21 protein-coding genes are annotated in these 20060 nt (G+C 72.2%); 11 read left to right on the forward strand and 10 right to left on the reverse strand.

Annotated features, from left to right (window positions below; translation table 11 throughout):
* Nucleotides 1-48: 48 nt before the first annotated feature.
* Together VF330_RS12865 and VF330_RS12870 are read left to right on the forward strand one after the other, a co-directional pair.
* Entirely contained in the window at nucleotides 49-684 is a 636-nt protein-coding gene (locus tag VF330_RS12865) for a hypothetical protein (protein WP_330851789.1), read from the forward strand.
* A complete protein-coding gene (locus VF330_RS12870) occupies nucleotides 677-1489 on the forward strand; it encodes a transporter substrate-binding domain-containing protein (RefSeq protein ID WP_330851790.1) in 813 nt (270 codons plus the stop codon). Before VF330_RS12865 ends, VF330_RS12870 begins: the two co-directional genes overlap by 8 nt.
* A gap of 46 nt (nucleotides 1490-1535) precedes the next feature.
* Here the strand turns inward: VF330_RS12870 and VF330_RS12875 are convergent, their stop codons facing one another.
* Nucleotides 1536-2429, reverse strand: coding sequence for a DUF4082 domain-containing protein (locus VF330_RS12875; RefSeq protein WP_330851791.1), 894 nt, complete (start codon nucleotides 2427-2429; stop codon nucleotides 1536-1538).
* 196 nt (nucleotides 2430-2625) lie between these two features.
* Here VF330_RS12875 and VF330_RS12880 point away from each other — a divergent pair, with 196 nt between their 5' ends.
* Nucleotides 2626-4263, forward strand: coding sequence for a CocE/NonD family hydrolase (locus VF330_RS12880; protein ID WP_330851792.1), 1638 nt, complete (start codon nucleotides 2626-2628; stop codon nucleotides 4261-4263).
* 18 nt (nucleotides 4264-4281) lie between these two features.
* On the opposite strand, the gene VF330_RS12885 is transcribed toward VF330_RS12880, so the two are convergent.
* Complete coding sequence (locus VF330_RS12885; protein WP_330851793.1) at nucleotides 4282-5454, reverse strand: AbfB domain-containing protein; 1173 nt, start codon at nucleotides 5452-5454, stop codon at nucleotides 4282-4284.
* 501 nt (nucleotides 5455-5955) lie between these two features.
* Between VF330_RS12885 and VF330_RS12890 the strand changes: the two genes are divergently transcribed.
* Nucleotides 5956-7503, forward strand: coding sequence for a glycoside hydrolase family 76 protein (locus tag VF330_RS12890; RefSeq protein ID WP_330851794.1), 1548 nt, complete (start codon nucleotides 5956-5958; stop codon nucleotides 7501-7503).
* Between the two features lie 45 nt (nucleotides 7504-7548).
* On the opposite strand, the gene VF330_RS12895 is transcribed toward VF330_RS12890, so the two are convergent.
* Nucleotides 7549-8655 (reverse strand): zinc-binding dehydrogenase, encoded by a 1107-nt coding sequence (locus tag VF330_RS12895; RefSeq protein ID WP_330851795.1) that lies wholly within the window; start codon nucleotides 8653-8655, stop codon nucleotides 7549-7551.
* A gap of 11 nt (nucleotides 8656-8666) precedes the next feature.
* On the reverse strand, nucleotides 8667-9491 hold the full coding sequence (locus VF330_RS12900) for a class I SAM-dependent methyltransferase (RefSeq protein WP_330851796.1): 825 nt from the start codon (nucleotides 9489-9491) through the stop codon (nucleotides 8667-8669).
* A gap of 70 nt (nucleotides 9492-9561) precedes the next feature.
* Between VF330_RS12900 and VF330_RS12905 the strand changes: the two genes are divergently transcribed.
* Nucleotides 9562-10143, forward strand: coding sequence for a TetR/AcrR family transcriptional regulator (locus VF330_RS12905; RefSeq protein WP_330851841.1), 582 nt, complete (start codon nucleotides 9562-9564; stop codon nucleotides 10141-10143).
* A 7-nt stretch (nucleotides 10144-10150) separates the two neighbouring features.
* Here the strand turns inward: VF330_RS12905 and VF330_RS12910 are convergent, their stop codons facing one another.
* A complete protein-coding gene (locus VF330_RS12910; protein WP_330851797.1) occupies nucleotides 10151-11068 on the reverse strand; it encodes a zinc-binding dehydrogenase in 918 nt (305 codons plus the stop codon).
* 78 nt (nucleotides 11069-11146) lie between these two features.
* On the opposite strand from VF330_RS12910, the gene VF330_RS12915 reads away from it, so the two are divergent.
* The gene (locus tag VF330_RS12915; protein WP_330851798.1) at nucleotides 11147-11761 is read left to right on the forward strand and encodes a TetR/AcrR family transcriptional regulator; all 615 of its coding nucleotides are present in this window, start codon (nucleotides 11147-11149) and stop codon (nucleotides 11759-11761) included.
* Nucleotides 11762-11773: 12 nt separating this feature from the next.
* On the opposite strand, the gene VF330_RS12920 is transcribed toward VF330_RS12915, so the two are convergent.
* Entirely contained in the window at nucleotides 11774-12787 is a 1014-nt protein-coding gene (locus VF330_RS12920; protein WP_330851799.1) for an NADP-dependent oxidoreductase, read from the reverse strand.
* A 109-nt stretch (nucleotides 12788-12896) separates the two neighbouring features.
* Between VF330_RS12920 and VF330_RS12925 the strand changes: the two genes are divergently transcribed.
* The 5 genes from VF330_RS12925 to VF330_RS12945 all read left to right on the forward strand — a co-directional run bounded on the left by VF330_RS12925 (nucleotide 12897) and on the right by VF330_RS12945 (nucleotide 16959).
* Complete coding sequence (locus VF330_RS12925) at nucleotides 12897-13454, forward strand: TetR/AcrR family transcriptional regulator (RefSeq protein WP_330851800.1); 558 nt, start codon at nucleotides 12897-12899, stop codon at nucleotides 13452-13454.
* A 1-nt stretch (nucleotide 13455) separates the two neighbouring features.
* Nucleotides 13456-13995, forward strand: a complete 540-nt coding sequence (locus tag VF330_RS12930) for a hypothetical protein (RefSeq protein ID WP_330851801.1) — start codon at nucleotides 13456-13458, stop codon at nucleotides 13993-13995.
* 41 nt (nucleotides 13996-14036) lie between these two features.
* Nucleotides 14037-14960 carry a DUF7669 domain-containing protein gene (locus tag VF330_RS12935; protein ID WP_330851802.1) on the forward strand — a complete coding sequence of 308 codons (924 nt, stop codon included), beginning with the start codon at nucleotides 14037-14039 and terminating at the stop codon, nucleotides 14958-14960.
* Nucleotides 14961-14987: 27 nt separating this feature from the next.
* Complete coding sequence (locus tag VF330_RS12940; protein WP_330851803.1) at nucleotides 14988-16523, forward strand: HD domain-containing phosphohydrolase; 1536 nt, start codon at nucleotides 14988-14990, stop codon at nucleotides 16521-16523.
* Nucleotides 16524-16593: 70 nt separating this feature from the next.
* Nucleotides 16594-16959, forward strand: a complete 366-nt coding sequence (locus VF330_RS12945; RefSeq protein ID WP_330851804.1) for a DsrE family protein — start codon at nucleotides 16594-16596, stop codon at nucleotides 16957-16959.
* A gap of 9 nt (nucleotides 16960-16968) precedes the next feature.
* Here the strand turns inward: VF330_RS12945 and VF330_RS12950 are convergent, their stop codons facing one another.
* The 4 genes from VF330_RS12950 to VF330_RS12965 are packed head-to-tail and all read right to left on the reverse strand — an operon-like array spanning nucleotide 16969 to nucleotide 20016.
* Nucleotides 16969-17790 carry a carbohydrate ABC transporter permease gene (locus VF330_RS12950; protein WP_330851805.1) on the reverse strand — a complete coding sequence of 274 codons (822 nt, stop codon included), beginning with the start codon at nucleotides 17788-17790 and terminating at the stop codon, nucleotides 16969-16971.
* Nucleotides 17787-18197 (reverse strand): sugar ABC transporter permease, encoded by a 411-nt coding sequence (locus VF330_RS12955; protein ID WP_330851806.1) that lies wholly within the window; start codon nucleotides 18195-18197, stop codon nucleotides 17787-17789. The genes VF330_RS12950 and VF330_RS12955 overlap by 4 nt, the downstream gene beginning before the upstream one ends.
* Nucleotides 18155-18682, reverse strand: coding sequence for a sugar ABC transporter permease (locus VF330_RS12960; protein WP_330851807.1), 528 nt, complete (start codon nucleotides 18680-18682; stop codon nucleotides 18155-18157). The genes VF330_RS12955 and VF330_RS12960 overlap by 43 nt, the downstream gene beginning before the upstream one ends.
* Nucleotides 18682-20016, reverse strand: a complete 1335-nt coding sequence (locus tag VF330_RS12965; protein WP_330851808.1) for an extracellular solute-binding protein — start codon at nucleotides 20014-20016, stop codon at nucleotides 18682-18684. Before VF330_RS12965 ends, VF330_RS12960 begins: the two co-directional genes overlap by 1 nt.
* Nucleotides 20017-20060: the final 44 nt, after the last annotated feature.

Below are 20060 nucleotides of genomic sequence, written 5' to 3' on the forward strand. Positions count from 1 at the left end.
CAAAGGTTCGTCGCATCTGCGGAACCAGTGGGAAGAGTGCGTGACCCGATGACCGATCCACCGCCGGAAAGACCCGCATGGCGTCCGGCGCTGTCTTTCGTGCTGCTCGCGGCGTCGTTGTTCCCGGTCGTTTTCCTGGAGCTCGACGAGGCCGGGCAGATTGCCAGCGCGGTGGCGTTGCCGCTTTCCGTTCTGCTGTACGTGCTGCCTTCCGTCCCGTCCATTTCGGCGCGAGGTGTGCCGTGGCGCCGGTACAGCGTCGTCGCGGCCGTCGTGGTCGCCCTGCTCGGCGCGGGCGGGCTCGCCTACGCGGCCTGGCAGCAGATGAAGGACATCGACTTCACGGCTGCGATCGACGACTCCGGCAAGACGTGGACGGACGGGAGCGAGCAGGTGCTGACCGTTCCCGGCACCCCGCCGGCGCGCCGGAGGGTGAGCCTGACCGTGTCGCTGACCAATGCCAGGAAAACGGGCGACTGCGTGCACACGGCCAAGGTCGAGTTCGTTCCGGTGGTCGACGGAAAGGAACAACCGCCGGTGCAGAAGCGTTCCGGCGAAGCCGCCGACGTCCCGCTGGCGGATGCGGTGCGCAAAGCGGAGGTCAAGCTGGTCCTCCACTACTCCCCGGCGAATTCCCGCTGCGAGGTGCGCTTGAGGATCGACAAGGCGGTGCTGCATGACTAGGACGCGCTTCCGGATTTCCGCGCTGGTGGCCGCGGCTTTGCTCGCCGGTTGTTCCACCCCCGCCCCGCCGTTGTTCGGAAAGACCACCTACGTGGGGCAGGCGTCCAGCTCGCCCGGCTGGGGTTTCAAGGATCAGGCGGGCTACAACACCGGTTTCGACTTCGACCTCGCGAACTGGCTGGGCGACCAGCTCGGGTTCACCTCGGTGCCGGTCGACGTCCTCGCGAGCAACCGCGAGAGCCAGCTCCAGAACGGCCTGGTGAACCTGGTGGTGGCGACCTACTCCATCACCGACCCGCGCCGCGAGAAGGTCGACTTCGCGGGCCCGTACATGGTGAGCCACCAGGGCGTGATGGTCCGGTCCGAGGACAGGGACAGCTACCACAAGGCGGCGGACCTGCTGGGGAAGAGCGTCTGCGTCACCACCGGCTCGACCTCCGAGAAGCAGGTGACGGCCGACCTCGGCGTGCAGGTGACGATCCGCCAGGTCAGCACCTACGAGGAGTGCAGGACGCTGCTGCGCGAGGGGAAGGTCGACGCCCTCTCGACCGACCAGCTGATCCTCTACGGGATCCAGCACCTCGACAAGGAGGTCCACGTCCCGCCGGACATCGTGTTCGGCCAGGAGGAGCGCTACGGCATCGGCCTGCCCAAGGGCAGCCGGGCCAAGTGCGAGGCCGTGCGCGCGAAGATCGTCAAGTTCATCTCGGACGGCACCTGGTACACGCTGTTCAAGCAGAACCTGCCCGACGTGCCGGTGGGCGACCACAAGCCGGACCCCAGCCAGCTCGACCCCTGCGTGTAGCCGGGAGACGGCGGACGTGGCGGCTCGGCCACGTCCGCCGGGCCGGTCAGGACTGGAGCTCCGGCGACACCCAGTAGTGGCTGTCGTTCCACGACTGGCTGGGGAACCCGTCGTCGTAGCTGTAGACGCCGGCGTGCGCGGGCAGCACGAACGGCGCCTGCACCACCGCGGCGGGGAACAGGTTCTCGGTGATCCGGTAGTGGCCGCGGTGCGAGGTGAACGACGCGACGTACTCCTGCCCCGGCACCACCGGCACGGGCGTCGCGAACGGCGCCGCGTAGGCACCGTAGACGTACTGGTCGGCCAGCAGGGTGCCGTCACCGGTCCACAGCCGCACCCGGCTGGCCTCGTTGGAGTTCCACGACGTGACGATCCTGGTCACCGACCCCGGCAGGTCGACCCGGAACCGCAGCCCGAGCTCCACCCGCAGCCCCTCGGCCTCGTCGTAGGAAGGGCTGTAGGTGTAGAAGCTGCACTGGTAGCAGACACCAGGAGCGGGCGCGGGCACGCCGACGTAGAGCGTCCTGGGCGCGGAGACCTGACCGAACCGGGTGTCGGTGTTGACCCGGCTGACGATCGTGTAGACGCCCGCCTCCTGCGGCGTGAACACGTACGACCACAGGGCCTGCACGACACCGGTCTCGCCGCCGAGCGGCGCGGTGGCGGTGCGGTAGCCGGAGCTCCACGTGCTGCCGCCGTCCACGGACACCTGGTAGTCCTGCAACGTGTCGGGGCGGTAGCCGTCGTAGCCGCCGCCCGAGACCACCACCGACTCCCCGACCTCCACGTGCCCGCCGTTCGACGGCGTGTAGAGGTGGGACTGCGGCAGCGGGTCCGCCGCGTGGGCCGTGCCGGAGAACGACAGCAGCACCGCCGCGGCGGCCACCACCACCTTGTGCCGCAACGGTCTGAGCCGGGCCTGCGGGACGTTCCAGGACATGCGTGTCTCCTCGCGATCGTGTCCACGGGGACTGCTCCCCCGAAGGTGACTCGCGCGAGATGACCGCCCCGCTACACCGTGCGTCGATCAGCGCAGCGCCGATGACGGCGAACAGCGGCTCGGACCGTCCATCCGGCCACTCGCACGAGCGCCCACCGCTCGCCGTCCGGCCACCGTCCTGATAGGAAAGATCACCGTGGGCACACGACCTCGTTTCGACCTCGCGGGCAAGGCGGCCGGCCTGCTCGCGCAACGGCTGCTGAAGCTCCCTCCCGCCACCGACCGCGACGTCACCGTCGAACGGGACCTGCGGATCCCCACCCACGACGGCAGGACGTTGCTGGCGAACCACTGGGCACCCGCCCGCGGAACCGGTGCTCCCACCGCCGTCGTGCGCACGCCGTACGGCCGGTCGGGACCGCTGGACTGGCTGTACGGGCGGGCGCTCGCCGAGCGGGGCCTGCACGTGCTGACCGTCAGCTGCCGCGGCACGTTCGGCTCCGACGGCGACTTCCGCGCCATGCGGCACGAACGCGAGGACGGGCTGTCGACCTTGAGGTGGCTCGCCGACCGGCCGTGGGCGGGCGACGTGGTGCTGACCGGGAGCAGCTACCTCGGCTACACCCAGTGGGCCGTCGCCGCGGAGGCTCCCGTCCAGGTGAAGGCGATGGTGCCGCACGTGACGTCGGCGCGGCTCGCGCTGGCGTTCCTGCGGCCGGACCGCATCGAGCTGGAGACGCTGCTCGGCTGGTCGGTCAGCACCGCGACGCAGGAACGGCCGGGGAACCTCTGGCGCACGCTGCTCGGCATCGGCCGCAAGCGCGTCGAGGCGGCCATGCGCACGCTGCCGCTCGTCGACGCCGACACCGCGGCGCTCGGCCGCACCTGGCCCTTCTACCAGGAATGTCTGCACCACGACCAGGACGACCCGTACTGGGAGAACGAGGACCACTCCCCCGCCGTCGGCGACGTGACCGTGCCGGTCAGCTCCATCGCGGGCTGGTACGACATCTTCCTGGCCGACCAGCTGCGCGACTTCCGGGTGCTCAGGGCGGCCGGCCGCGACGCGCACCTGACCGTCGGACCGTGGTGGCACGCCCACCTCGGCGGGATGGCCGCGGTGCTCGGCGACACGATCGGCTGGGCCGCCGCCCACGCCCGCGGCACCGAGCCGCCGCGCAAGCCGCCGGTGCGCCTCTTCGTGATGGGTGTGGGCGAATGGCGTGACTTCGACGAGTGGCCGCCCACCGGTTACACCCCGCGGCGCCGGTACCTCGCGCCCGGTGGCGCGCTCCGCGACGAGCCCGGTCCCGCGGCGCCTCCGTCGGCGTTCACCTACGACCCGGCGGACCCGACGCCGTCGGTGGGCGGGCCGAAGCTGGAGAGCCGCGGCGCCGGACCGGTCGACAACCGGGAGCTGGAGGCGCGGGCGGACGTCCTGGTGTTCACCTCGGAGGTGCTGGACGCCGACGTGGAGGTGGTCGGCGAGGTCACGGCCGAGGTGTGGCTGCGCGCGGACCGCCCGTCGTGCGACCTGTTCGTCCGGCTGTGCGACGTCGACGGCCGCGGCAGGTCGGTGAACATCTGCGACGACCTGGTGAGGGTGCGGCCGGACGGCGTCACGAAGGTGACCGTCGACCTGTCCCCGACCGCGCACGTGTTCCGGCGCGGCCACCGCCTCCGGGTGCAGGTGTCGGGCGGGGCGTTCCCGCGCTTCGCCCGCAACCTCGGGGACGGCGGCCCGGTGCACACGTCGGCCGACCTCCGGCCGATCGGGGTGGAGGTGCTCCACGACGCCGAGCACCCTTCGGCGATCGTGCTGCCGCAGAAGTAGTCCGGTGTTCCGGCGCGCTCAGGGAGCCCAGGGCGCGTCGGCCGACCACGCGAGGTCGGGCACGAGACTGGCGGCGGTGTCCTGCGGGTTCGGCCCGCCGGGCGTCGCCAGCCACAGCTCGCCGTTGACGTGCCGCAGGTACGAGCCGGGGAAGTTCCACGAGCTCAGCCGCACGCCGGTCGGTGCGGAGCGGGCGCACCACGTGGCGTCGCCGCGGGTCAGGGCGGTGCCGTCGTCGGTGCTGATCTTCACGCGGCCGTTCTGGTGCCGCAGGTGGTGACCGGGGAAGTTGCGCGACTCCAGGCTCTGGCAGCCGCCGGCGAGTCCGGGCACGACCCGCCACGTCGCGTCGGACTTGAGCAGGGCGGAACTGGCCGCGTCGACGTGTTCGGTGTAGCCCAGGGAGTTGCGGTGCCGTGCGTACCGGTCCGTGTAGCCGGGTGTGGTGACGCGCAACGAACGCGGGCCGACGGGCAGGGTGACGGGCGCGCCGTCGTCGCCCGCCGCTCCCGGCACGGCGGCGAGCGCGCCGGCCCAGCGCGCGGCCATCTTGTCGTAGCCGCCGCGGGTCGGGTGCACGCCGTCGGCGAGGTCGGCGGTGGTGAGGGCGGCGTGCATGTCGACGAAGTGGACCCGCGGTCCCTTGCCGCGCACCATGTCCGGGATGGTGGCGTTGTAGGCGGCGGCCCTCGACTCCCGGACGGGGTCGGACAGCGGGATGATCGACGAGACGAACACGTCGGCGTTCGGTGCCGCGGCCAGGACGCGGTCGACCAGGGCGCTCAGCCGCGCCGGTGCGCCGGGCAGGTCGTGGTCCTGCACGACGTCGTTGGTGCCGATGTGCAGCAGCACCGTCCGCGGGGCGGTGTCGCGGACGACGCCGGTGGCGATGGCGTCGATCTGGTCGATGCGCCACCCGCTGTGGCCCTCGTGGTCGTGGTCGGGCAGGTCGGCGGGACCGTTGGACCCGGTGCCCGCGAAGTCGGCGAGGTGGCCCGCGTTCGCCAGGGAACGCCACAGGGTGATCCGGTAGCCGCCGGGAACGTTGAAGCCGTCGGTGATCGAGTCACCGAGCGGCAGGATCCGCGTGCCGCCGTTGCTCTCGGCGGCGGCCGCCCCTCCCCCGGCCGCGAGCACCCCCAGGCCGGTCAGGAGAACTGTCGTCAGGATCGTCGCGCGTCGTCGCCACATGCCGGGCTCCCGATCGTCCGAAGGAGACAGTGCGGGGGAAGGGGCCGGGGTGACCCCCGGCCGGTTTGCCAAGGCGCCCAAGGCGCCGCGAGGGTCCAGCTGCTGTCCGCCGTGAGCGTCTGCGGCCGGTCGAAGCCGGTCTCGGCGTTGCCCGCGGCGATGTACACCTTCGACTCGAAGTGCCGCCGGTACGCACCCGGTTTGGTGGAGAACTCGATCGTAACCGAAAACAATGTGTCACAAAACACCACAAACACGCTTCCTTGATCGAAACAGCCAACAGAACCAACGTTTGTCCGTGTTGGACTTCTGCGTCTGCGCTGCACCGGGTTCGGCCGGAGTCAGGGGGTTTCTGACAAAAATCTGGCCAGTCCAGGGCGTTGACGCCGGAAACTCCCGCTCCCTAGCCTGAAATCTGAGAGCGCTCTCACGACTGGTCCGGCCGCCCACCCTGCATCGGGAGGTCCTGTGCTGAGAGCTGCGCTTCTCGCGTCCCTGGTGATGTCTGCCGCCGTCCTCGCCGTTCCGCCGGAATCCAACGCGAGCCCGTCGGTTTCGGCCCGCCCGGCAGCCCCCTGCGACTACTACTGCGACGACCGCGATCCCGCCCTGCCGCTGTCGTCCCGGCGTTCCGGCCACCGTCCGAGCGCCACGCCGCCTGCCACGAACCCGCCGTCGACCGGCAACGCCCCACCGGCCGCGGCGGCCGTGATCTGCAACCGGTACTGCGACGCGCGCGACCCCGCGCTCGCGCCCGCGAACCGCCTGGCCCAGACGGTCGGCGTCGGCGGACGGCAGATCTCGTTGCGGTTCGACGACACCGACGCGATGGGCTGGGCCGTGGTCTCCGCGGCCCAGCAGGGCGACGAGGTGTGGCTGGACCGCTCGTTCGACGCCGGCGTCACCTGGGGCTCCGGCTCCCGGCTCGGCAACACCGCCGCCCCGGCGGGCTTCGGCGAGTGGCGCACGATGATGTTCAACGTGGACGACTGGGCCGGGCTCGGCGTCGGCCTGCTGCGGGCCTGCGGCCGTCCGGCGGGGTCGTCCACGATCGCGTGCACCGCCTGGTACCGCACGACGTGGAACGCCGGTGAGCGCCGCACGGCCGCGGCGACGGCGTTGATGGAGCGCTACAACCTCGGCACCGGCCTGTTCGACACGACGGGCTGGTGGAACTCGGCGAACGCGCTCACCGCGGTCATCGACAACATCCGGGTGACCGGCATGAGCAGCTACCGCTACGCCATCGCCCGCACCTACGACCTCAACATCCGGGCGTGGCAGGGCAACTTCATCAACGACTACAACGACGACGTCGCCTGGTGGGGTCTCGCGTGGCTGGCCGCCTACGACCTGACCGGGGACAGCCGGTACCTCACCACCGCCCGCGCGGGCGCCGACCACATCCACAGGTTCTGGGACTCGGTCTGCGGCGGCGGGATCTGGTGGAGCTCCAGCAAGGGCTACAAGAACGCGATCGCGAACTCGCTGTACGTCCAGCTGAACGCCGCGCTGCACAACAGGATCGCGGGCGACACCGTCTACCTGCAACGCGCGCGCACCGGCTGGACCTGGTTCCTGAACAGCAAGATGATCAACAGCTCCGGTCTGGTCAACGACGGGCTGACGACCTCGACCTGTGCCAACAACAACCAGACGCCGTGGAGCTACAACCAGGGCGTCCCGCTGGCGGCGCTGACCGAGCTGTACCGGGCGACCGGGGACGCGAGCCTGCTCACCAAGGCCCGCAGCCTCGCCGACGCCTCGACCGGCAGCGGCTTCCTCAACCCCGGCGGCATCCTGTTCGACGACGGCGGTGGCGGCGACGTCCCGTCGTTCAAGGGCATCTACGTCCGGGGCCTGGCGGCGTTGAACAGGCAGCTGGCGGACCACCCGTACACGTCGTACCTGCGCCGGCAGGCCGACACCGCCTACGCGCGGGACCGGTCCGGCGCGGACTCGTACGACCAGCCGTGGGCGGGGCCGTTCCAGCGCAGTGACGGGGCGCGGCAGCACAGTGCGGTGGACCTGATGAACGCCGCGAGCTGACGCGGCGGCGGGCCGGGTGACTCTCCCGGCCCGCCGTCCGGCGGCTCAGGGAACGATGAGCGCCTTCACGACCCGTTGCGCCGCGACGTCGTCCAGCGCGTCCTGGGCGTGGGCGAGGTCGTACTCACCGCTGATGAGGTCGGTCCACGGGAACTGCCCCGCGTACTTGGCCATCACCTTGACCGACCGGTAGACGTGCCCGACGTCGCTCCCCCAGCACCCGCGGACCTCGAGGTGCTTCTGGTTGAGGTCGAGGTGCGGGTTGAAGGTGGCGTCGCCCGCGTTGGTGTACTGGCCGACGACCACGTACCTGCCCGCGTCCCTGGTGAGGCGCATGCCCTCCGGGACGGCCGCCGGGGCGCCGGTGGCCTCGATGGTGACGTCCGCGCCGCGGCCGCCGGTGAGGTCCAGAACGGTCGCGAGCCGTTCTTCCTCCGTGGTGGTGGCGATGTCGATGACGACGTCCGCGCCGAAGTGCCTCGCGGCGGCCAGGCGGACCTCGGGTCCGCCGACCACGATCACCTGGCCGGCGCCGCGGAGCTGCGCGAGCACCGCGGCGGACAGGCCGACGGGTCCCGCGCCCTGCACCAGGACGGTGTCACCGAAGCCGACCTCGGCGAGCGTCGTGGCGTGCAGCGCGGTCGGCATGCCGCACCCGGCGGCCAGGAACGCCCGCCACTCCAGCTCCTGCGGGAGGGGGATGACGTGGACGCCGGGACGGAGGTGGACGTACTCGGACCACCCGCCGAGCAGGCCGTCGTCGGCGGACAGCGTGACGCCGTAGACCTTGCGCGACGGGCAGCGCGTGGTCGCCTGGCCGACCGTGCAGAACCAGCACCGGCCGCAGTTGCCGTAGACGTCCAGGAACGTCACGACCTGGCCCGCGGCGAGCGGGGCGCCGTCCACGTCGAGCACGGGGCCGCCGGGGCCGATCACGTCGACGACGCCGACGCTGACGTGGCCGGGGATGATCGGGTACGGCACCCCGGCCAGCTGTCCCTTGGCCAGGTGCGTGTCGGTGCCGCACACCTCGCTGCCCAGGGTCTTGAGCAGCACGGCGCCCGGTTCGAGCCGCGGCCGTTCGAACGAGCGCACCTCGACCCGTTCGCCGGGTGCGGACATCACTGCGGCGGAAACCGTCGTCACTCCCACGGTCAGGCAGCTTAGGCGTCCGCTCCGCGCCGGGTCGCGGTCAGACCCCAGGTGGCGTACGGCAGCGTGACGGTCCCGCCCAGCTCGTCGACCGCCGCGCCGACCTCGGCCAGCACCTCCGCCAGCGCGTCGGGCGGCAGCATCGTGAGGCCTCCTGACGTGGGCACGAGGTCCAGCAGGTCGTCGCGGCGGTAGGTGCGTTCCCAGTCGTGGCGCCACAGTTCGGGCTCGTCGAACCCGCCCGCCTCGCGGATGCCGTCCGCCGCCCGCTCGTACAGGCCGCCGTAGGCGTCCAGCACGGACACCTCCGACTGGGTGGCGGCGAACAGCGGCGAGTCGGGAGCCGCGCGCCGGTAGGCCGTGGCGAGGGCGTCCGCCACGGCGGGCGGGAGCTGGTAGACGTGCCCGAACGGCGCCAGCACGCCTCCGGGCCGCAGCACCCGTGCCGCCTGGGCCGCGCCCGCGACGGGGTCGACCCAGTGCCAGGCCGTGCCGGAGACGACCGCGTCGAAGGTGCGGCCCGCCGGGTTCCAGTCCTCGAACGTCGCGACCTCGACCACCAGTCCCCCGCCGCGCGCGAAACCGGCCATCCGCTCGTCCGGTTCGACGCCGAGCACCGTGCAGCCGGCCGCGCGGAACTGGCGGGCCTCGATGCCGGTCCCGCAGCCGACGTCGAGGAACTCGGCGCCGGGCGCTGCGGCGACGATCCGCTCGACCACGGCCTCCGGGTAGCCGGCCCGCGTCCGGTCGTACCGGGCGGGGTCGACCCCGAACGACTCCGCCACGCGACGGTGCCGGTGCGGTTCCTGTGCAGGTGGCGGCGTTATAGTGACCATGCGCCCACTCTAGTGGGCAGCTGCCCACTAGAGGCAGCCGTGTTCGCTCACAGCGATGGGAGAAAGCACTGTGCCGACCGGCGTGGCGCTGCGGGACCCGCGGCAGCAGCTCTTCGAGGCCGCCGGGCGGGTTCTGGTGCGGGACGGGGCCAGCGAGCTGACCAGCAGGGCCGTCACCACCGAGGCCGGGGTCGCCAAGGGCGTCCTGCACCGGTACTTCACCGACTTCGACGGCTTCCTCACCGAGCTCGTGCTCGACCGCATCGCCGGGATCAGGACGAGCCCGCTGCGGGACGCCGCCGGGTCGGGCACCGTCGCGGACAACCTGACCGGCGCCCTGGTCGGCGGCTTCGACCCGGTCGCGATCGCGCTCGTGGTCCTCGTGATCGCGCGCGACGAGCTGCGCAGGCGGCTGCGCGAGGCGGGCACCGCCCGGCTGCCGCTCGTCGGCGAGGTCACCGCCCTGGTCGCGGACTACCTGCAGGCCGAGCGCGACCTCGGCCGGATCGCGCCCGACGCCGACGTGGACACGCTCGCCCCCACCCTGATCGGCGCGGCGCACCTCCAGTTCACCGAGCGCAAGGGCAGCCCCGAGGCACCCGAGGCGGTGCGGAAGGTCGTGACCGCCGTGCTGGCGGGCGTCCTGCGGTGACCTCGTCCTAGGAGACGCGCAGCACGAGCTTGCCGGTCCACTCGCGACCGGCGATCACCTCCACGCCGCTCTCCAGGTCCTCGACCCGGTCCACCCGGGTGCGGAGCCTGCCGTCGGCGACCCAGCGCGCCAGCACACCCAGGTCGCGGTCGAGGCGCCGATCCTCGTGCAGGAGCAGGAACGTGCGGATGTCGCGCCGCGTCCGGTCCCACTGGCTCAGCAGGTCGTCCGGCCGCAGGACCGCGTCGGCGCGGGCCGCCCGGCCGACGCTCACCAGCACACCGTTGTCGCGCAACATGCCGAAGGCCTCGACGAGCGCGTCGCCGCCCACGTTGTCGATCACACCGTCCACTCGGGACGTCGCCGCCGACGGGCGGTCGACGACCTCGCTCGCCCCCAGCTGGCGGAGCCGGTCGACCTGGCCGGGGTCCCGCGTGACCGCCACGACCTCGGCTCCCGCCAGAGCGCCGAGCTGCACGGCGAAGGCGCCCACCGCCCCGGTCGCGCCGGTCACGAGCACCCGCCGGCCGAGAACCGGTCCGATCTCGCGCACCGCCCGCAACGCCGACCCCGCCGCGATCGGCAGGGTGGCCGCGTCGGTGAAGCCGACCTCGTCGGGGACGGGCGCCAGCCACTCGGCGGGCACGGCCCGCAGCTCCGCCCAGCCGCCGGCCGCGGAGAAGGTGGTCACCCTCGTGCCGCGCGCGGGACCGCTGCCGTCGGCGGCCTCCCGTTCCACCACGCCGGCCGCCTCCCAGCCGACCACCAGGCCGGCCGGGGCGTTGTCGATCTCGCCCAGGTCGCCGGGGTTCACCGATGCCGCGCTCACGCGGACCAGCGCCTCGTTCGGCGCGGGAACCGGTTCGGCGACGTCCGCGAGCCGGATCCGGCCGGGCGCGTTGTCCTCCACCACGATCGCTCTCATGCCGCTAAAGTGGCACACTGCGCCATCTGACACAACGTGCCATATGACACGGGATGCCACTCTTGCTAGGGTGCGGACGTGGAAGCGGTGGGCCTGCGGGAGCGCAAGAAGCTGGAACGGCGGGGCGCGATCGTGGCCGCCACCCTCGACCTGTGCACGGAGAACGGCTTCGACGCCACGACCGTCGACGCCATCGCCGAACGGGCGGACGTCTCGCGCCGCACCTTCTTCCGCTTCTTCCCCGCCAAGGAGAACGCCGTCATCGCGCTGGACGACGACCTGTTCGCCACGGCCATCGACCTGTTCGACCGCTCCACCCGCGCCGCCCCGGCCATCGAGCTCGTCGGCGAAGCCCTCGCGGAGGCGACCACGCACTACGACGACGACTGGCACCGCCGGTTCGTCCTCGCCGCCCGGCTGCACGACTCGGTCCCCCACGTCGAGGCGGTGGGGCTCGAGCTGTGCGCGCGGACCGCGGGCCAGTTCCGCGCGCACCTCCGCCCCCGCCTGGAACACACCCCGGACCACGTCCTCGACCTGGCGCTGGAGGCCGCGGTGTCGGGGTGGCGCCTGGCGCGCGCGGAGTGGCTCCTCGCCGCGGCGCCCACGCCCGCGGGTCTGCGCGAGCTGGTGCGCCGCAACGTGCAGGCGCTGGCGGAGGCCACCGCGCTGGTCGTGCCCGCTACTTCGTGAGCCGGCCCGGACTCACGCCACGGTCAGCACGATCTTGCCCCGCAGGTGTCCGCGCGCGGCTCGCTCGTGCGCTGACCGAGCGTCCGCCAGCGCGAAGGTGCTGTCGATCGCGACGCGGAGCGTGCCGTCGTCGAGCAGGCGGCCGATCCCGGCCAGTTGGGCGCCGCTCGACCGGACCTGCGCGGAGGTCACCGTGATGCCGAGCCGGGCGTTCTCCTCGTCGTCGAACTCGCCGAAGTACACCGGGTAGAGCGCACCGCCTCGCTTGATCGCCTGGAGGAACCGCCTGCTCCTGGGCCCGCCGACGCAGTCGAGCACCAGGTCGGCGTCGCGGACGACGTCCTCGGGGTTCTGCCGGGTGTAGTCGACGACCTCGTCGGCGCCGAGGTCCCGCAGGAACTCCTCGTGCGCACCCGACGCGACAGCGATTACCCGCGCGCCCTTCCACTTGGCCAGCTGGAGCGCGAGGTGCCCGACGCCACCGGCGGCACCGTTGACCACGACCGTGCTCCCGGCGCCGAACGGCATCGGCCGGTGCTGCACCGCCTGGAACGGCGAGGGGACGTCGTGACCGAGGTCGATGAGGAACTGCCACGCCGTGAGGCCCGACATCGCCACCGCGGCGGCGTGTTCGTGGCTGACACCGGCCGGCTTGTGCGCGAAGTCGGTGGCCGACGCGGTGACGTACTCGGCGTAGGCGCTGCCCTGCAAGGTGTTCGGGAAGTTCAGCATCCCGAACACCTCGTCGCCGACGGCGAAGCCCTCGGCTCCGGCCCCGACCTCCTCGACGACGCCCGACACGTCCGTGCCGGGGATCAGCGGCAGCGCGACCGGCGGCTTCAGCTCCTCCGGCAGGTCGGGCATCCCCTCCCGCGCGTACCAGTCGGGCGGGTTGACGCCGACCGCGCGCACCCGGACCAGCAGCTGACCGGTCCCCGGCACGGGCTTGGGCGCCACCTCGTACCGCAGCACCTCGGGCCCGCCCTGCTCGTGCAGGCGGATGGCGTTCATGGTCTCTGCAGGCACAACGTTCTCCAGTTCACCAGCGGGTAAGCTCTAACCGAGTCACAGACCCGCTTATCCGGGTCACTGACCCGAATATATGAGTCAGTGACCCGTTACGCAAGGAGCGCAGATGAGGGCGGACGCGAAGGCCAACCACGACCGCCTGCTGGCCGTCGCCGGCACCGTCATCACCGAGCACGGCACCGACGCGTCGATGCGCGACATCGCCCGCAAGGCCGGCGTCGGCCTGGCCACCCTGCAACGCCACTTCCCCACCCGCGAGTCGCTGCTCGAAGCCCTGCTCCGCACCGGCTTCGACGAGCTGACCGACCGTGCCGCGCAGGTCGAGGCCACCAGCCCACCTGACGAGGCCCTGGTGCTGTGGCTGCGTGACTTCATCGCGCTCTGCACGAACTACCGCGGCGTGGTGGGCTCGATGATGCAGGCGATCGAGGACCCGGACTCGGCCCTGCACACCTCGTGCGTGGCGATGCGCGGGTCCGGCGCGCGGTTGCTGACCCGTGCGCAGGAGGCTGGCGAGGCTCGCACCGACCTGGACGGCGCGGATTTGTTCGCTCTGGTGTCGTCGCTCGTGTGGTTGCGCGACCAACCCGGGTTGGAGGGTCGGGCGGAGCGGTTGTTCGACCTGGTGATGAGCGCTGTGGTGACGAAGCGGTGGGCCGGCTGAGGTGGCGTGTCCGGAGTTGCTCGCCCGGCACGAGCTGGTGACCGTGCCGGGCTACCGGCTCGTGACCGTGCGGGACCAGGAGAACGACGCCGGAGCGGGCCTGGACGAGGCTCTCGCGCGAGCCGCGGCGGCCGTGGTGGCCTCGACCGGGTACGAGCTGGTCATCAGCTGCGCTCAGGACCTGCTGCCGGTCGCCGTGCGGCTGCAGACGTGGTCGGCGCGCCCGGAGGACGGCGACGACGAGCCGGAGTGGTCGGTGCCGCAGGAGTTTCAGCTCGAGTGTCCGAGCGGACTGGCCGTGGTCGGCTCCCCCACCGGGGACGTGCTCGACGTGCCACTGCCGGCAGGGCCGGGGGCTTACGGCGTTGACGTCGTCCACCAGGGACGGGAGCGGGCGTTGGCCGCGCGCCAGGACGTGCTGGGGCACGAGGACTTGGCCGGCCGGAAGCAGGAACTCGTGGACGCTCAGCCCGGTGGGTTCGAGCGGTATCGGGTCCGGTTGTGGTTCGGGACGCCGCTGCCGGACGACGAGGACTGGTGACGTGGGCTAATGATCTGCCGGGCACCGGCGACATAAACCGCGTGACGAAGGCATCCCCGTGGCTGTCCGGAGCGGTGTGGGCGTCGGTGGCCGCCGAGCTGCGCGGCCACCTGGAGACCGGGCTCCGCCGCGTGCTCACCGAGGACGTCGTGCGGTTCGCCACCGCCAAAGCCCTGGTGGCGGCCGGAGTCGACGCGGCAGAGGCGCGGTTCGAGGCACCGCATCCGGCGTTGAAGGGTGCGCGGGTCGATCTGGCGGTCGGGTGGCCCGAGCCGGCGGCGTTGATCGAGCTGAAGTTCCCGCGGGAGCCGCACGCCACGAACGCGCCGCGCACGATGGTGCTCGGCAACCTCCTCAAGGACTTCTACCGGCTGGCCGCCTGCTCCGGCGAGGTCGACCGGATCTTCGTCTACGTCGAGAACGACGTCCTGCGCAGGTACGCGGCCGGCACGGCTCGGCGCCACGGACTGCGCCTCGACACCGACACGGTCACGCTCGCCCCTGCCGCCATCGCCGGACTGCCTGCCACGGCACTGCAGAGCATCGGCACGGACCTGGCGCGGCACCACGTCACGGCGTCACGTCTCGCCGTCATCCCCATCGACGACGAGCTGCGCCTGGACGTCTACCTCGTCGATCCACTCACGCACACTCCCGAGCCCGTGCGGACGCCCAGCCCGCGGACGCCCAGCCCGCGGACGCCCAGCCCGCGAATGCCCAGGAATGGCGCCCGCCAGGAGATCCTCGATGCCGCGAGGGCGGTGCTCACCAGGTCCGGCGCGACGACGTTCACCCTCGCCGAGGTGCTCACCGAGATGGCGCGCCGGGACACCCGGTACAAGGAGCAGACCATCCGCACCATGGTCACCTCGCACCTGTGCCGCAACGCCCCCGACCACGCCGCCACCACCTACGACGACTTCGAACGCGTCGGCCGCGGCGTCTACCGCTTCGTCACGGGCTGAGCCGTGCCGCGGAGCTACCCTTCGCCGATGGACGCAGCGGACCGCGACGCCGGCATCGACCTGGCCGAGCTGCTGGCCGCGTTCTCGCTGGCCACCGACCTGGGGCTGGGCCAGCCGATGGAGCACGTGCTGCGGTCGTGGCGGATCGCCGAGCGGCTCGCGGAGCGCATGGGTGTGCCGGAGGACCAGCGGCGGGAGTTGTTCTACGTCTCGATGCTCGCGTGGGTCGGGTGCATCGCGGACTCGCCCGAGGTGGCCGCGTCGTTCGGGGACGACATCGCGTTCCGGGCGGACAGCTACGCGACCGATCTGGCGGGGGCGGCCGGGGCCGGGTTCTTCCTGCGGCGGGCCGGGCGGGGTGGGCCCCTGTGGCACCGGGTGCGGGTGGCGGCGACGATCGTGGGCAGCGGCGGACAGCACGTCGTGCAAGGGATGCAGTCGCACTGCGTCACGACGTCCACGCTGGCGGAGCGGCTCGGGCTGGGGCCCGACGTGGTGACGGCGTTGCGGCAGTTCTTCACCCGCTGGGACGGGCGCGGGGTGCCGCAGGGGGTCAGCGGCACGGACATCGCGCCGGCTGTCCGGCTGGTGCACCTCGCCGACGTCGTCGAGGTCCGGTACCGCAACGCGGGGATCGAGGACGCGGTCGGCGTGGCCGAGGAGCGGCGGGGTGGGCAGTTCGCGCCTGACGTGGTCGACGCGTTCGTCGCGCACGCCGAAGAAGTGTTGTCCGACGGGGACGGGGGCAACGAGATAGGCCTCCCGCGGCTGCGGCCGCTCACGGAGGGCGAGCTCGACTCGGCGCTGGAGGCGCTGGCCGACTTCACAGACCTGCGGTGCGCGTCGCGGGCCGGGCACTCGCGGGGCGTTGCCGAGCTCGCCGGGGCGGCGGCGCGGTCGCTGGGGCTGCCGACGGGCGACGTGATCGCGACCCGGCGCGCCGGGCTGCTGCACGACATCGGGTTGCACGGGGTTCCGGTCACGATCCTGGAGCGGCCAGGGCCGTTGTCGGCCACCGACTGGGAACGGGTGCGGCTCAGTTCCTATTACACGGAAAGGGTTCTCGCCCGTCCGGCGGCGCTGGCCAAGCCCGGTGCGATCGCGGCGATGGCGCACGAGCGCATGGACGGCAGTGGCTACCACCTCGGGGTGTCCGGTGCCGCGGTGCCGCTGACCGGACGTGTGCTGGCGGCGGCGTGCGCGTACCGGGCGATGCTCGAACCGCGGGCGCACCGGGCGGCGTTGAGCGAGAAGCAGGCCGTCGGTGCGCTCCGGGCCGCGGCGCTGGACGGCGACGCGGTCGAGGCCGTGCTCGCCGCCGCGGGCAGCGGGAGACGGCGGCGCGTCACCGGTCCGGCGGGGCTCACCCCGCGCGAGGTGGAGGTGCTGGTGCTGATCTCGCGCGGCGCGCAGACCGGGGAGGTCGCCGACCGGCTCGGCATCTCGCGCAAGACGGCGGGCACGCACATCGAGCGGATCTACACCAAGACCGGGGCGTCGTCGCGGTCCACGGCGACGCTGTTCGCGTTGCGCGCCGGTCTGCTCGACCCGCTCGACCTGTAGGGAGAATGCCCGACGACACGGGCGCCGTCCGCTCCTACCGTCGCTGTTCCCCGACGAGATGGAGCCGATCATGCCCAGCAAAGCCGTCATCAGCCTGTCGACCGGCCTGGAGGACGCGGAGAAGGTGACCGTCGCGTTCCTCGTCGCGATCGGCGCCGCCGAGACCGGCCGCGAGACGCTGATGTTCCTGTCCAAGGAGGCGGTGCGCCTCGCGCTCACCGGCACCGTCGCGGGCACCGCGTGCGACGGCTGCCCGCCGTTGACGGACCTGGTCAAGCGCTACGAGGCGGCTGGCGGGCGCTACTTCGTCTGCCCGCTGTGCTTCAACGCCAAGCAGCTCGACGCCGCGAACCTCGTGGCCGGCGCGGAGCTGAACGGCACCGTGCCGATGTGGCAGTGGATCGGCGACGAGCCCGCCACGACGTTCAGCTACTGACGGCCGCGGCTACTCCTCGACGCGCTGGGTCACCACCCCGCGCACGAAGTACCGCTGCGCCACCAGGAACAGCAGCACCATCGGCACGGTCGCGACGACGCTCGCGGCCATCACGAGCTCCCACTGCGCCTCACCGCCCTGCCCGAACCGGTCGAGCACCGCCTTCAGGCCGCGCGGCAACGTGTACAGCTCGGGCTCGCGCAGGTAGATCAACGGCCTGATCAGGTCGGTCCACGCGGCCTTGAGCTCGAACACCAGCACCACGACGAGCCCGGGCCGGGCGAGCGGCAGCGCGATCGACCGGAACTGCCGCCACGGCCCGGCCCCGTCGACCCGTGCCGCGTCGAAGACCTCGGCGGGCAACCCCAGGAAGAACTGGCGCAGCAGGAACACGTAGAACGCCGAGCCGAAGAGGTTGCCCGCCCACAACGGGATCTGCGTGGTCGCGAGCCCGACGGCGTGCCACTCCAGGTACACCGGCACCATCGTCACGGCGGCGGGCAGCATCATGGTGGCGAGCACGAGTCCGAAGAGGACGGTCCGGCCGCGGAACCGGAAGCGGGCGAAGCCGAACGCGACGACGGCGCTCGACACGGTCGCCGCCACCGCGGCGGCGACCCCGACGGCCACGCTGTTGCCCACCCACGCCAGCAGCGGCACGGCACGCCACACCTCGGTGTAGTTGGCGGGGTTGACCGGCGAGGGCAGCAGGGAGTTGTCGAAGACGTGCGCGCGGTCCTTCAGCGACGCGCTGACCAGCCACCAGAACGGGTAGGCGAACAGCACCCCGACCGCGACCAGCGCCAGCACCACGGGCGCGCGGCGGGTCATGCCCTGTCCTCGTAGTGCACGTAGTCGCGCGACAACCGCACCTGGACCGCCGTGATGGCGGCGATCACCAGGAACAGCACCCACGCGAGCGCCGAGGCGTAGCCCATCCGCAGCGAGCCGAACGCCTCCTGGAACAGGTAGATCACGTAGAACAACGCCGCGTCGCCCTCCGCCGGCGTGGACGGGCGGGCGCCGAAGAACATCGTGTACGCCTCGGTGAACACCTGCAGCGACGCGATCGTGTTGACGACCACCGTGAAGTACACGGTGCCGCTGATGCCGGGCAGCGTCACGTGCCAGAACTGCCGCCACGGGGACGCGCCGTCGAGCCGCGCCGCCTCGTACCGCTCCGCCGGCACCCTGGTCAGCGCCGCCAGGTACAGCACGGCGGTGCTGCCGACCCCCACAGGCTCATCAGCACCAGCCCCGGCTTGATCCAGGCCGGGTCGGTCGTCCACTGCGGTCCGGTGAACCCGAACCAGCCCAGCGCGGCGTTCACCGCGCCGTTCTGGCCGTTGAGCAGCAACAGGAACAGGGCCGCGAGCGCGACCGGCGGGGTCATCGTCGGCAGGAACAGCACGGTGCGGAAGAACCCGGCCGACCGACCGGCGCGGCGCAGCAACGACGCCAGGCCGAGCGCGAGCACGATCTGCGCGGGCACGTGCAGCAGGGTGAAGAAGACGGTGTTGCCCAGCGCGGTCGCGGCGCGGCCGTCCTGGAAGATCTCCCGGTAGTTCTCCAGACCGGCCGGGCGGGGCGGCTTGAGCAGGTCGTAGTGCGAGAACGACAGGTACAGGCTGTAGAGCATCGGCCCGGCCGTCAGCAGCAGGAACCCCGCCACCCACGGCAGCACGAACACCCAGCCGGCACGTGCCTCGCGCGCGTTCGCCATCACCGCCCTCCCACGCGGGTGATCGCCCGGTCCGCCTCGCGCTGTGCCTGCGCCATCGCCTCCTGAGCGGACTGACCACCGAGCAACGCCCTGCTGACGGCGGACTCCCACGAGCGCACGAGGTCGCTGGCGGCGGGGTTCGGCGGGAGGGCGAAAGACTTGTCCTGCACGGCCTGCAACACCCGAACGCCCTTCTCCAGCACGGGGATGCCGCGCGGGTCGTAGACGTCGCGGAAGATCTTCTCGTCGGCGGCGCGGTTCGCGGTGAACGTGCCGCTGTAGGGCTTCCCCTTCTTCGCGAGCGCGTCGCGGCGCGCCTTCGCGGCGGTGACCCAGGTGTCCGTCGCCGTCATCGTCGTGAGGAACTCGCAGGCCAGTTCCGGGTGGCGGGCGCCCTGCGGGATGGCCCAGGCCTGGCCGCCCGCCTCGGTCAGCGGCTCGCCGCGGCGGTCGGTGAACGGCGCGACGGTGACGTCGACGTCCGGCGAGTTCGCGGCGAGGGTGTTGACGTACCAGGAGTCCATCACCATCGCGGCGACCTGGCCGGTGACGATCTCGTTGTCCGCGCCGAAGGAGTCGAACGTGTCGCGGAACGCCTTGAACGCGGCCCAGCCGCCCTGCCGCTGGACGAGGCCGGCGGTGTAGCGGACGGCCTCGACGACGCGCGGGTCGTCGAGGTGCGGTTCACCGGTGACCAGGTCGGCGCCGTTGGCCTTGCTCCACAACGCCAGGAACTCGGGCATGCGCGGGTCGAACCCGATCCGGTCGATGCGGCCGTCCCGCACGAGCGAGAGCTTCGAAGCGACCTCGGCGAGCGCGGGCCAGTCCGTTGTGGACAGTGCGGCCGGGTCGACGCCCATCCGGCGCAGCACCGGGTTGTTGAGGATCAGCACCCGGACGGTGAAGAAGTCGGGCACGCCGTAGACCGCGTTCTCGTAGGTCACCTGCCGCACCGCCGCCTCGCGGAACCCGCTCAGGTCGACGCCCTGCCGCCGCAGGCACGGCCCGAGGTCCTGCACCGCTCCCCTGGCCGCGTAGCCGCCGAGCTTGCGCCGGTCGGCGTACACGAGGTCCGGCGGGTCGCCCGCCGCCACGGCCGAGAGGAACTGCTGCTCGTCGAACGCGCCCTCGTTGATCCGGAGGTCGACCTCGGGACGTCGTTGGCGGAACACGTCCACGCGCGCGGTGGCGTGTTCGTCGGGCAACCCAAAGCCCGTGGTCACGAGCGTGTTCGGCCGATCCGCGGCGCTCGGTCCGAGACCTCCGCAACCCGCCACGAGCAACGCCAGCAGCGGGATGATCACACCTGGCCGGACGAGTGACGATGCCCCCATGAGCCGCGACTACCCGCTCAAGGAGCACCCAAACGACAGCGGCC

Source organism: Lentzea sp. (assembly GCF_036380075.1).
Lineage (GTDB): Bacteria > Actinomycetota > Actinomycetes > Mycobacteriales > Pseudonocardiaceae > Lentzea.

What these genes read in the sequence shown, in the direction of transcription:
- VF330_RS12940 (WP_330851803.1), top strand. Translation starts at nt 14,988, where the DNA reads ATGGACGCAGCGGACCGCGACGCCGGCATCGACCTGGCCGAGCTGCTG.
- VF330_RS12960 (WP_330851807.1), bottom strand. Translation starts at nt 18,682, where the DNA reads ATGGCGAACGCGCGCGAGGCACGTGCCGGCTGGGTGTTCGTGCTGCCG.
- VF330_RS12885 (WP_330851793.1), bottom strand. Translation starts at nt 5,454, where the DNA reads ATGTGGCGACGACGCGCGACGATCCTGACGACAGTTCTCCTGACCGGC.
- VF330_RS12910 (WP_330851797.1), bottom strand. Translation starts at nt 11,068, where the DNA reads ATGAGAGCGATCGTGGTGGAGGACAACGCGCCCGGCCGGATCCGGCTC.
- VF330_RS12945 (WP_330851804.1), top strand. Translation starts at nt 16,594, where the DNA reads ATGCCCAGCAAAGCCGTCATCAGCCTGTCGACCGGCCTGGAGGACGCG.
- VF330_RS12865 (WP_330851789.1), top strand. Translation starts at nt 49, where the DNA reads ATGACCGATCCACCGCCGGAAAGACCCGCATGGCGTCCGGCGCTGTCT.
- VF330_RS12875 (WP_330851791.1), bottom strand. Translation starts at nt 2,429, where the DNA reads ATGTCCTGGAACGTCCCGCAGGCCCGGCTCAGACCGTTGCGGCACAAG.
- VF330_RS12900 (WP_330851796.1), bottom strand. Translation starts at nt 9,491, where the DNA reads ATGGTCACTATAACGCCGCCACCTGCACAGGAACCGCACCGGCACCGT.
- VF330_RS12925 (WP_330851800.1), top strand. Translation starts at nt 12,897, where the DNA reads ATGAGGGCGGACGCGAAGGCCAACCACGACCGCCTGCTGGCCGTCGCC.
- VF330_RS12965 (WP_330851808.1), bottom strand. Translation starts at nt 20,016, where the DNA reads ATGGGGGCATCGTCACTCGTCCGGCCAGGTGTGATCATCCCGCTGCTG.
- VF330_RS12870 (WP_330851790.1), top strand. Translation starts at nt 677, where the DNA reads ATGACTAGGACGCGCTTCCGGATTTCCGCGCTGGTGGCCGCGGCTTTG.
- VF330_RS12950 (WP_330851805.1), bottom strand. Translation starts at nt 17,790, where the DNA reads ATGACCCGCCGCGCGCCCGTGGTGCTGGCGCTGGTCGCGGTCGGGGTG.
- VF330_RS12890 (WP_330851794.1), top strand. Translation starts at nt 5,956, where the DNA reads ATGTCTGCCGCCGTCCTCGCCGTTCCGCCGGAATCCAACGCGAGCCCG.